This window comes from Neisseria sp. (genome assembly GCF_030523955.1).
Classification (GTDB): Bacteria; Pseudomonadota; Gammaproteobacteria; order Burkholderiales; family Neisseriaceae; genus Neisseria.
Window position 1 is genome coordinate 20,383 of the sequence record NZ_JAUNHL010000006.1, and the last position, 11,564, is coordinate 31,946.

Genomic DNA, 11,564 nt, shown 5'->3' on the forward strand with positions numbered 1-11,564 from the left:
TCGGGCGGTAAAGCCCTATTCTAGCTGCAAGCACAAGGTGCGGGCATACGCACACACCAACCATTGGAAAAACGAAAGGAAATAATGATGAGCAGCGATTTGATCGTACATGCTACCGATGCGAGTTTCGAACAAGATGTATTGAAATCCGACGTACCGGTATTGTTGGATTTCTGGGCGCCGTGGTGCGGCCCCTGCAAAATGATCGCCCCGATTCTGGACGAAGTGGCCGCTGAGTTCGAAGGTAAGCTGAAAGTGGTTAAAATCAATATCGACGAAAACGAGAACACCCCCGCCCAATTCGGCGTACGCGGTATTCCGACGTTGATGGTATTCAAAGACGGCCAAAACGTCGCCACCAAAGTAGGCGCATTGGCTAAAACCCAATTGATGGCTTTTGTAAACGCTTCTTTGTAAGCAATACTTCTGCAATACACGGGTATTTAAAATGCCTGTCTGAAAAAGTTTTCAGACAGGCATTTTGTTGTTGCCGCTCAATCGGCCTTAAAAGCGGTCTTCTTTTTCTTTCAAAATACGCAAATCAGGATAAGAGAGTTTGATATCGAATTCTTTATTACCTTTGTAAGCTTCCACATCGAAGACTGGTTTGCCTTGGTGGTCGTCCGCATCAATCTTGCGTACTTGATAGCCGCGCGCTTCCAACATTTGTACGGCTTTGGTGCGGTTTTGTTCGAATGAAGCATCTTGGTGCATTTCGCGCTCAATGCGGTCGTCGCCGGCAAAGGCTCCGGCAGACAGGGTAATCATGGCGGCAGTCAGTAATATTTTTTTCATGGTATTTCCTTTAATGGTTTGAGAAGCGATAGGCCGATGGCTTATCGGATTGGCAGACATTATAGGAAAGTGGATTTGGCTGAGAATTAGCAATTTGTAAAAAAATGTAATCTGTTTGTTTGAAAAAGTTGCCAAGCAGCACATGCTACTGGCAACTTTTACAGAACCAACATACCTTGTATGTATGAATCCACTTTACACGAAGCGATGCAGATTCAGTATTTATTAAGCCGATTGCGGCTTAACCGATCAAGTTGGCTGCGGTTAGGGCGGCAGCTTGGTTGGCGTCGAAGTGCGCGATTACCACCGTTGTCTCACTGCCTGCGGCTTGATAAGAAAGGGTTTTCTCTTCGCTGTTAAGAATCAGGTGTGATTGATTGGTATCCACGGTAGCCGTACTGTCCGTCAAAATTTGTGACCATTGCAAATCATTACCGTGATCTTCGAATAGTGATCGTAAATTGCTGACATCCAGCAGATCTTCTTGCGGATTGAAATCTGTCAGGATATCGGCTTTTTGATCATCAACATCGCCGGCGTGGAAAACAAAAGTATCACGCCCGGCGCCGCCGGTAACGGTATCACTGCCTGAACCGCCTTGCAGAATGTCATCGCCTTCGCCGCCGGTGATGACATCATCGGCTTGCGTGCCGATGATTTTCACGCCGGTGATTAAGCCATTAGCGTTAAACAGTGACTCGGAAATGATGCTATTGCTTGTATTTTCATCATTTTGCAAGTTCAAGGCGGATACTTCCGGTTGGGTTGCTGTATTGTTTTGCGACGCTACAGGGATAGACGGTAAGATGGCGGAATCAAGAGCATTCGATGCCAGCGCCGCTTCGATGTAATCCGAATATCCGTCGCCATCACTGTCTGCATTGTCCACGGCGGTGCCGATGTGTTTTTCATGCACATTGGCCAAACCGTCAAGATCATCGTCTTCAGCCTGATAGTGCGCATCAACGCGATAGCCTTGCGAGAATTGTTTTTCCAGCTCGGGCGTATTGTAAAAGAATTTATCCAGCAGATGCTGCGGGTTGTTGCGGAGGTCGGGCATGATGAAGTAGGGAATTGGTTCCACCACATTGGGAAAATAAATAGTGGGCTTATAGACGCTGCTTTCGAAAATGTTCCTGAGCATATTTTTATTTACCCAGTCTACCCAGTCACCCTCGATCACCAAAGATTTGGTTTTCTGGTGAATATCGCCGTTATCGGTAATATCTGTTTTCAGAAATGCGCGGGTATTGGCAACGGCGCTATTTAAACTGTTATTATTAATTAGTAAATTAGTATTATTCAGTGCGGCCGGATTGAACAAAACGCTGCGGACAAAACTTTCCGCCCACTCGGTTTGGCTTTGCATGGTATAAGCAGCGAAATACTGGGCCAAGTAGCCGCCTAAAGAGTGGCCTGTTGCATAAACTTTATCGGGATGATAAGCGGCCACTTCCTGTGCGACTTTTTCCAGATCCTGTGTTTGGGGGAGTATCATTCCTGCAAGAATCAGAGCATCGTTCTTATAGTCATGATTAGTATCTGTTTTCGTTCCTTCAAAAGTCACCACTACGTTTTGGTAACCGTTTTCTGTTTTACCGTTACCGAAAATTGCGTAATCCAACCCGCTTTCGGTATGCACTCTGTCTAACAAATCCCAATTTCCACTCAGCTCTTTGGCATCCGCTTGGCCGGCAAGCTGGCCTTTGTTGACTTCATTGATTAAGGTATCAAAGTCCTGACCGGAAAGTTTTTCATTGAAGATATTTTCGAGTCTGCTTTTGTGGCCGGCGACATCCTGTAAATCACCGGGCCGGTCCGATAAAGCCATTAACATGCGCAAATCGCGATCCGATACGTTCCAGCTATTGGGGCTGCCGTCTTGTTTGTCGATTAAACCGTCGCCGTCACTGTCTTTAGCATAGCTGGCTAAGATATTTTTTTGTGCCAGATCGTTGTTTTGGCTGATATAGGTTTTTAACGCTTCGATTTCGGTCGCACTGGGTTTAATTATTTCAGTTGCTTCAGGGCTGCTAACCAAGCCGGATACTGCTAGGTTGGCTTGATTTAAAACCGAAGCACTGTTTTGATTGTCCGGATTTTGTGTTGCGCTGGTTGTTGCCATAATGTTAAGTCTCCTTTCGGTTTAAAATTCATTTTGAATAAATGCTCCATATTGGCATATTTAAATTAAATAAGTTCAAAAATTATCTAACTTAATTAATGGTGTGTAGAGAAAGGAGGTTTGTGTGATGCTGTGTTAAATCATGTCGATACCATAATGTTTATCGTTTTATCCAAAAAAATGCCTGTCTGAAAACTTTGAGCTTCGCAGAATCCTGCGCGCTTGTTTTCAGACAGGCATGGGTTTATTGCCCGGGGTTTACTCTATCTTCAGCCGTTTCAATCGCAAAGCATTACCCAATACCGAAATCGAACTCAAAGCCATCGCGGCACCGGCAATCACCGGGCTGAGGAAGCCGAGTGCGGCCAATGGGATGCCCAAAACGTTGTAGAAAAAGGCGAAAAACAGGTTTTGCTTGATGTTTTTCAAAGTGGCGCGCGAAATCAATAGGGCGTCGACCATCTGGTTGACAGAATGTTGCATCAGGGTGGCCGATGCGGTGTGTTCGGCCACGTCGGCGCCGTCTTTCATGGCGAAGCTGACGTTGGCGGCGGCGAGAGCCGGGGCGTCGTTGATGCCGTCGCCGACCATCGCTACGGTGTGGCCGTTGTCTTTCAGTTTCAGCACCTCGGCAGCTTTGTCGCGCGGGCTCATGTTGCCCAGCGCGTGGGCGACCCCCAGTTGCCCGGCGATGTAGGCCACGGTGCCTTGATGGTCGCCGCTCATGATGTATACATCAATGTCGTGCGCTTGCAGGCGGCGGATGGCTTGTTGGCTGTCGGCTTTCAAACGGTCGGCCAAGGCAAAGGCGCCGACGGCCTGTCCGTTTACCGCGACGGCGACGATGCTGGCGATTTGCCATACCGGATCGGCCTCTTCGGGCAGGATAAAGCCGCAGTAGTCCGGTTTGCCTACTTTCACTTCGCCGATGCCGTCGATATCGGCGCGGATGCCGGCACCGGCTTCGGTTTTGGCGTTGCGGGCTTCGGCTAAAGAGACCCCGCGCGACAAGGCGGCCTGAACGATGGCGCGCGCCAGCGGATGGGCGGCGTTTTGTTCGACCGAGGCGGCGAGACGGTAAAGTTCGTTTTCACCGAGGTTTTCAGACAGGCATAACACCGCGGCTACTTCGGGTTTGCCTTCGGTAAGCGTGCCGGTTTTGTCCAGTACCACTGCGTTGACATGGGCGGCCTCTTCCATGGCGGCGGCGTCTTTAAACCAAATACCGTGTTTTACGGCGCGCCCCATGCCGACCATAATCGCAGCGGGTGTGGCCAAACCGAGTGCGCACGGGCAGGCGATCACCAACACCGCCACGGCGTTCATCAAGGCCGGTATCCAATCGCCTTTGACTAACCAAGTCAAAACAAAAGTGAGCAGGGAAATGCCGACTACGGCGGGTACGAACACGGCGGCGGCTTTGTCGGCCACCCGCGCAATCGGCGCTTTGCTGCCTTGCGCTTCGGAGAGTGCGGCCATCATGTCGCCGAGCAGGGTTTGGCTGCCGAGCTCGCGGGCGCGGTAAACGATGCTGCCGTCGGTAACCAATGCGCCGGCCAGTACTTTGCTGTTTTCGGTTTTGGCTTCGGGCCGGGATTCGCCGGTGAGGTGGCTTTCGTCGGTCCAGCCGCTCCCGCGTACCACCACGCCGTCGGCGGCGATGCGTTCGCCGTGATTGGCGCGGATCAAATCGCCGATTTGCACTTGGTCAAGCGGCAGGCTTTGCCATTGGCCGTTGCGCTCTACGTTTACTTGGCGCGGCGTGAGTTTCAGCAGCAGGCCAAGGCTGTTTAGGCTGGATTTTTTGGCGCGGTGTTCGAGAAATTTACCCAGGCTGACAAAGCCGATCACCATCACACCCGCTTCGAAATAAACGTGCGCCATGCCGTCGTGCCCCATGCCGCGGTGGTGGAACATCATGAATACCGAATAAAGATAAATCGCTACCGTGCCGATGGTTACGAGTACGTCCATATTCGCCAACCCGCCTTTGACGCTCGCCCAGGCGCTTTTGTAAAACGGTACCGCCAGCCAAAGCTGCACCACGCTGGCGAGCGCAAACTGCCACATAGCAGGCATCATCCAGTCGTGGCGGCCGAGTAGCATACCGGCCATGCCGATCAGAAACGGTATGTTGATGGCAAGCAGCAGCCACAAGCGCCAATTGACGGGGCTTTCGCTATCGCTTGCCGGCATATCGTCGGTTTTCAAGGCGGCCTGAAAACCGGTTTTTTCGATGATGCCGATTAAATCGGCCACACCGGCACGGCTGTCGTCAAACACTACTTGCGCTTCTTCGCTGGCGAAGTTCACGCCGGCTTGGCTGACAAAATCTTTTTTGTTCAATACTTTTTCAATGCGGCTGGCGCAGGCTTGGCAAGTCATGCCGCCGATTTGGAAACGGGCTTTTTGCTGCATGATGCGTGTCCTTTGGGGAATCGGTTTTTGATGCAATGTGCTTACTTTAAGACTTTACCTAGGGTTAAGGTCAACAGGTTTCAACCGGCAAGGGATGGTGACAAATAGCAACGGCGGGTTAACCCCGCCGTTTTGCCTATTACTGCCCTTCAAGGTTTTACAGGAGAATCCTGCTGAGGATAGCGTTTGGCAATCCATTGCAAACAGCCTTGCACCACCCAGCCGACGCCGAAGGCAAACAACAGCGTGCCCAATCCCAAGACACCGCCGAGCAGCCAGCCGGCCAGACAGACCGATCCTTCCAGCAGTGTGCGCACGATACCGACCCGCCAGCCGCTTACCCGGCACAAGCCCACCATCAAACCGTCGCGCGGGCCGGCGCCGAGATAGCAAGTGAGGTAGAAAGCCGAAGCGGTGCCGATGGTAACGATGCCGCCGAGGCACAATGTGATCCGCCAGACAAAATCCGCCGGCGGGGGAACGATGCGCACGAATAAGCCCAATACGGCAGCGATGATGATCATATTCAAAATCGTGCCGATGCCTGGCCGTTGCCGCAAGGGCAGCCACAAGGCCAATACCGCCGCGCTGATGAGAAAGGTAACCGTGCCGATGCCCAATCCGCTTTGTTGCGAAATGCCTTGCGCCAACACCGTCCACGGCGTGGAGCCGAGTTGTGCGCTAACCAGCATGCCTTCGCCCACACCGAACAATACCAGCGCGAAACACAATACCCATAAGGATTTCGGCCGCAGCGACCACGGGCTTGGCGCCGACCAAGGGGTAAGCGGCAGGATACGTTTGGTCTTATTCACGTGCAGCAGCCTTACAGCGCAGCGTCGAAGCCGGCATCCTCCACCGCTTCGATTAAGGCGGCGGGCTGGATTTTGCTTTCATCAAAGCTAATGGTGGCGTCGGCGTTTTCCAGGCTCACTTCGGCTTTTTCTACGCCGTCCAGATTTTGCAATACGTTGGTAACGCTTTTCACGCAGCCGCCGCAAGTCATGCCGTCGATTTTGAGGGTAAGGGTTTGCATGGTGTTCTCCTAGTGGAAGATAGAATGAAAGGAAGCATACGGCTTAACACGGGGTAAAGGTCAAGTACCGTAGATGCCTGTCTGAAAACGCATTTTATTTTTTCAGACAGGCATTTATTTTATTACCGGTTTAATTGGCCAGTTGTTCGAATACGGCGCGTTTCAATTCCAGTTGTTTTTTCGGATTGTCCAAGTCGCGGCTAAACAGCAAAAAGCTGTCTTCCACCCGTTCGTCGAGCGTGGCGATTTTCGCATAGCGCAGGCTGATGTTGTGGTCGGACAGGATTTCGGTAATATTGGCCAGCAAATACGGGCGGTTGATGGCAACGATGTGCATGGTGTGCCAGCCCGGTGCATCGTCGTTACCGATAATACTGATGCTTGGCGCAATCGGCAGGTGGCGCGCACGGCGGCTGCGCAGGCCGCAGGCGATATTGTCGTCTTGGAATACGCCTTGCAGAAAACCGTTCAGTTCGTGCTCGAGCGAGCGCTGGATACGTTGGTAATCAGCGGTTTCGCTGTTTTCGGGGAACTGTATTACAAAGGTATCGAGAATGTAGTTGTGCTCGGTAACAAAGGCGCGGGCGGCCATAATATCGAGCCCGTGATGGCTGAAAATGCGGCACAGACGGGTAAACAGGCGCTCGGCGTTAGGCATAAACACCATTACCTGCAAAGTATTGGGCGCGTCGTAACGGCGGACGGCGATTTTCGGCATTTCCACATCGTCGATAATCTGCGGCAAATGCCACAGAATCTCGTTTTCTTCGTGGCGCACGAAATAGGCGGGGCCGAGCGCCTGCCACAGGCGGCGTTGCTGTTTGGCATCGTAGCCGGCATCGGTGAGTGCATCCATTGCACTCATTTGGCGTTGGCTTGCGATGATGGCACGGTTGCTTTCGCCGCCGGCAAAATAACGGTTGGCGGAGTTGAACAGGCTTTCCAGCAGGCTGGCTTTCCAAGAGTTCCAGATTTTCGGATTGGTACCGCGGATATCGGCCACGGTCAGCAGATAAAGCGCACGCAGCCGCTGCGGGGTTTTCACACGCTCGCAGAACCGTTTCACCACATCGGGATTTTGAATGTCTTCTTTTTGGGCGGTGAGCGACATCAGAAGATGGTCTTCCACCAGCCAAGCCAGCAATTCGCTGTCTTCTTCGTTCATAAAGTGGTCGGCTGCAAACTGGCGGGCATCGGCGATGCCTTGGATGGCATGGTCGCCGCCCCGGCCTTTGGCGATGTCATGGAACATTGCTGCCAGATATAAAACATATTTGGGTTCGAACGAATGCATCAGGCCGGAGGCGAACGGAAGCTCGTGCACATGTTCGTCCAGCGCGAGGCGGCGCATATTGCGCAAAACCATCAGAATGTGGTCGTCCACCGGATAGATGTGGAACAAATCATGCTGAAGCAAACCGACGATTTTGCCCCAGGCGGGCAGGTAATGGCCGAGCGCGCCATAAAGGTTGAGAAAACGCATGGTGTGGGTGAGACCGGTGCCTTCTTTGAAAAAACCGATGAAGCGTTTGCGGTTTTCCGGCTGATTGTAGAAATGGCGGTTGATTTTGCGGGCGGCCTCCCACCAGGTGCGCAGCGTGCGCGGCGCGATGGTGATGATGCCGTTGCTTTTTTGCACGATTTCGATGATGCGGAAAACGTGTTCCGGCTTCTTTTTAAAAATTTCTTTATCGTAGGCCGCGATTTGGTTGCCGACTTGATAATAGTCTTCATCGATTTGGTGCACCACGCGCGGCAGAATGGAAAATACCCGGCCGCGCAACATGGGGATGATGATGCCGTTGAGCTGCTTGACCGTTTTGGTGGCGCGGTAAAGCTGGTGCATCAGTTTTTCGCTTTTTTTGCGTTTGTCGTCGTCGCGCAAGCCCATGTTTTCCGCAACCAACGATTGCAGGTCGAAAACCAAGCGGTCTTCTTCGCGTCCGGCGGCCAGATGCAGCTCGATGCGGATTTTCGCCAGCTGCTTGTGGCTGTTGACCAAATGGCCGGCCTCGGCGCGGGTGAGTACGCGGTTATTAATCAAGGCCTGGATATTGGCATTCAAACCTTGCGCTTTGGCCAGCCACAACATGGTGTGCATATCGCGCAGGCCGCCGGGGCAGGTTTTGACATTGGGCTCCAAAACCGCGCCGGAGCCTTGCTGTTTGTTGTGCCGCTGCTGCATTTCCAGAAGTTTGCCCTCAATGAAAAGGGCGGTATTGCGTTGCAGGGAGAGCTGTTGCAGCAATTGGTCGGCCAGCTGGTGATTGCCGCAGATGAAGCGTGCTTCGATAAAAGCGGTGTCGGCGGTCAGATCGTCGAGCGCGCTTTGGCAGAGTTCGGACAGCGAACCGGTTTTGATGGCGGGTGCCAGCTGGATGTCCCACAAGGTTTGTACGAAGGTGCTGATTTGTTCCTGTTCGGCTTCGGTTAAAGTATCGGGAGCGGCGATGGCCAGGTCGACATCGGAAAACGGATAAACTTCCGCACGACCGAAGCCGCCGGTGGCCAGCAGCGCCAGCCGGCTGCCACTGAAAAATTCCTGCCATAAAGTGCTGAGCAACTGGTCGAGCGCGGTGGTATAGCGTTCGAAAAACTGGGCGGGTTGCCGCGAGGTGCGGTAAGCGTCGATGGCGAATTGTTTTTTCAGTTGTAATTCTTGGGCGGCGGATTGGACAACAGTCATACCGTTTCTCCGGGTGGGTTTCAGACAGGCATTATTCGAGAATAAGGCCGGTAATGATGGCAACAGGCATTATGCCTTTGCTGAGAATGGTTTACAATACAAGGATTTTGGGCGGGCGTTGGGCCGTGGTTTGATGTATTGCTGCCGTACGTTCCGTTTCATTAGGTTTTGCCAGCGAAGGTCAAGCAGGCAAAAAATTCTAACTTTTTATAATATTGAAAATATCTCATGTCAGATTCTGTTCAACTGCGTAACAACCCCTATAAGGTTGCGGTGGCTTCCATGATCGGCACCGCCATTGAATTCTACGATTATTATATTTACGCCGCTGCGGCGGTATTGGTGTTTAACACTCAGTTTTTCGATAAAAGCGATCCCGGTGCTGCTACGTTGCTGTCGCTCTCCACGCTGGCGTTGGCTTTTTTTGCCCGCCCGATCGGTTCGGCCGTGTTCGGCCATTTCGGCGACAAAATCGGTCGTAAGAAAACACTGGTCGCCTCTTTGCTGACCATGGGTTTGTCGACGGTTGCCATCGGCCTGCTGCCTACTTATGAAAGCATCGGATTGTGGGCGCCGCTGTTGTTGTGCATCTGCCGTATCGGGCAAGGACTGGGCTTAGGCGGCGAATGGGGCGGTGCGGCACTGGTAGCAACGGAAAACGCACCGGAAGGCAAGCGCGCTTGGTTCGGTACTTTTCCGCAGTTGGGTGCCCCCATCGGCTTGTTTCTGGCCAACGGCATATTCTTTGCCATCAGTTGGCTGATCGGGCCGGAAGCATTGGTGGAATGGGGCTGGCGGATTCCGTTTGTCCTATCGCTGGTTTTGGTGGTAGTCGGCCTGTGGATGCGGCTGACCCTGCATGAAAGCCATGTCTATCGTGAGGCAGAAGCAGAAGGCAAAACAGTCAAAGCGCCGGTGCAAACCGTTTTGTTGCGGCATTGGAAACCGATCGTACAGGGCACCTTCATCATGGTGGCAACTTATGTCTTGTTCTACATCATGACTGCTTTCGTGCAGGTTTATTCGAAAGGAAAGCCGGTATTGTCGGATGCAGGGTTCCCGCTGGGGCTGGGTATTCCGGCCAATACTTTTACCGGCTTTTTGCTGATCGGTGCGGTAGTGTTCGGTATTTTTACCAGCATTTCCGGCGTGTTAGCCGATAAAATCGGCCGTCGCCGCCTGTTGTTGGTGGTAACCGCCGGAATTATTCTGTTGGGGCTGACCCTGCCAGCCTTCCTGCACCACGGTACACCGGCCAGTGTGTTGGCGTTTCTGATTGTCGGCATGGCGCTGATGGGCATGACGTTCGGCCCGATGGCTGCTTTCCTGCCGGAATTGTTTCCTACTGAAGTACGTTATTCCGGAGCGTCGCTGGCCTACAATTTCGCTGCCATTGTCGGTGCGTCTGTCGCTACCATGGTCGCCATTGAGTTGAATAAGGCCTATGGCCTGATGGGTGTGGGCATTTATTTGGCGGTAAACGGCTTGCTGACCATCATCGCTCTGTTGTTGACGCACGAAACCAAAGACGTCGATTTGTTGGCGGTAAAGGAATAATGAAGGCGGATTGAAGAAATGCCTGTCTGAAAATATTTTCAGACAGGCATTTTATTTTTTACAGGGCAAACCGGCCGGATGATGTGGAACGGCACTTTAAAAATAGCGGATTAAACGAACTTTCGCTACGGTTCTGCTACCCCTCGTTCCAAGAGAAAGATTTTATCAGCCGCTAAAGCAACAATAGAATCGGTATCGTATTGCTTGTTGTACTGTCTGCGGCTTGTTGCTTTCTATCGAAACGGTATTATCCATTGCAGCGGGCAAACAAATTTTGCCCTAACCGCGCCAATCAGGCTTTGCTTTTGCGCCACTCAAAATAATCGCGCAAAGGCGGCATGGGCGGATTGATACAATGCGGGCATACGCCGGTAATATCTTCATCGTCGTCTTCGATGTGCAATGCGTTCGGATCAAATTTAGCCTGCTGCATCACCGCTTGTACCAAAGCCTGCTGTTGTACCACATCAAATTCAAACTGCTGTAAAATTTCCTGCAATAGGGCCGTTTCTTGTGGGCTGAAATCGCTACTGTGCCGGCCGATTAGGCGGGCGTAATCGGCGTTGTGGATTTTTTGGTTTAACAAATCAAACATGGTAAACAGCTTTACGCAGGCAAATGGAAAAGAAAAATAACAAAAACCGGCTTTGAAGCAAGCCGGTTTTCGGAAATTTGGTGCCCAGAAGAAGACTCGAACTTCCACACCCGTGAGGATACTAGCACCTGAAGCTAGCGCGTCTACCAATTCCGCCATCTGGGCAAAATATTAAATCAGCCAGTATATTTGACTTCAGCAAAGTGGTGCCCAGGAGAAGACTCGAACTTCCACACCCGTGAGGATACTAGCACCTGAAGCTAGCGCGTCTACCAATTCCGCCACCTGGGCTTTGCTTTAATTTTCGGTTTGGGTTAAAGTGCTGACTTACTTAACCTTAACGAAGTTGTGC

Annotated in this window: 9 protein-coding genes and 2 tRNA genes; 2 read left to right on the forward strand and 9 right to left on the reverse strand. The window is 52.0% G+C overall.

Annotated elements, in window-relative coordinates; all coding sequences use genetic code 11:
* Window positions 1-87 precede the first annotated feature (87 nt).
* A complete protein-coding gene (trxA, locus tag Q4C79_RS02240) occupies window positions 88-417 on the forward strand; it encodes a thioredoxin TrxA (protein WP_303089448.1) in 330 nt (109 codons plus the stop codon).
* 87 nt (window positions 418-504) lie between these two features.
* Here trxA and Q4C79_RS02245 read toward each other — a convergent pair whose 3' ends face one another.
* The 6 genes from Q4C79_RS02245 to glnD form a co-directional block, all read right to left on the reverse strand.
* Complete coding sequence (locus tag Q4C79_RS02245; RefSeq protein ID WP_303089407.1) at window positions 505-795, reverse strand: PepSY domain-containing protein; 291 nt, start codon at window positions 793-795, stop codon at window positions 505-507.
* Between the two features lie 241 nt (window positions 796-1,036).
* The gene (locus Q4C79_RS02250) at window positions 1,037-2,920 is read right to left on the reverse strand and encodes a YqiA/YcfP family alpha/beta fold hydrolase (RefSeq protein ID WP_303089408.1); all 1,884 of its coding nucleotides are present in this window, start codon (window positions 2,918-2,920) and stop codon (window positions 1,037-1,039) included.
* A gap of 258 nt (window positions 2,921-3,178) precedes the next feature.
* Window positions 3,179-5,338, reverse strand: a complete 2,160-nt coding sequence (locus Q4C79_RS02255; RefSeq protein WP_303089409.1) for a cation-translocating P-type ATPase — start codon at window positions 5,336-5,338, stop codon at window positions 3,179-3,181.
* 149 nt (window positions 5,339-5,487) lie between these two features.
* Window positions 5,488-6,153 (reverse strand): YitT family protein, encoded by a 666-nt coding sequence (locus Q4C79_RS02260; protein ID WP_303089410.1) that lies wholly within the window; start codon window positions 6,151-6,153, stop codon window positions 5,488-5,490.
* Between the two features lie 11 nt (window positions 6,154-6,164).
* On the reverse strand, window positions 6,165-6,374 hold the full coding sequence (locus Q4C79_RS02265) for a heavy-metal-associated domain-containing protein (protein WP_303089411.1): 210 nt from the start codon (window positions 6,372-6,374) through the stop codon (window positions 6,165-6,167).
* 130 nt (window positions 6,375-6,504) lie between these two features.
* On the reverse strand, window positions 6,505-9,060 hold the full coding sequence (glnD, locus tag Q4C79_RS02270; protein WP_303089412.1) for a [protein-PII] uridylyltransferase: 2,556 nt from the start codon (window positions 9,058-9,060) through the stop codon (window positions 6,505-6,507).
* A gap of 228 nt (window positions 9,061-9,288) precedes the next feature.
* Between glnD and Q4C79_RS02275 the strand changes: the two genes are divergently transcribed.
* On the forward strand, window positions 9,289-10,617 hold the full coding sequence (locus Q4C79_RS02275) for a metabolite/H+ symporter (RefSeq protein WP_303089413.1): 1,329 nt from the start codon (window positions 9,289-9,291) through the stop codon (window positions 10,615-10,617).
* Window positions 10,618-10,909: 292 nt separating this feature from the next.
* Here the strand turns inward: Q4C79_RS02275 and Q4C79_RS02280 are convergent, their stop codons facing one another.
* The 3 genes from Q4C79_RS02280 to Q4C79_RS02290 all read right to left on the reverse strand — a co-directional run bounded on the left by Q4C79_RS02280 (window position 10,910) and on the right by Q4C79_RS02290 (window position 11,503).
* Window positions 10,910-11,212, reverse strand: a complete 303-nt coding sequence (locus tag Q4C79_RS02280) for a hypothetical protein (RefSeq protein WP_303089414.1) — start codon at window positions 11,210-11,212, stop codon at window positions 10,910-10,912.
* Between the two features lie 78 nt (window positions 11,213-11,290).
* Window positions 11,291-11,377 (reverse strand) — tRNA-Leu (locus Q4C79_RS02285).
* A 39-nt stretch (window positions 11,378-11,416) separates the two neighbouring features.
* Window positions 11,417-11,503: transfer RNA gene (locus Q4C79_RS02290), tRNA-Leu, on the reverse strand.
* Window positions 11,504-11,564 lie beyond the last annotated feature (61 nt).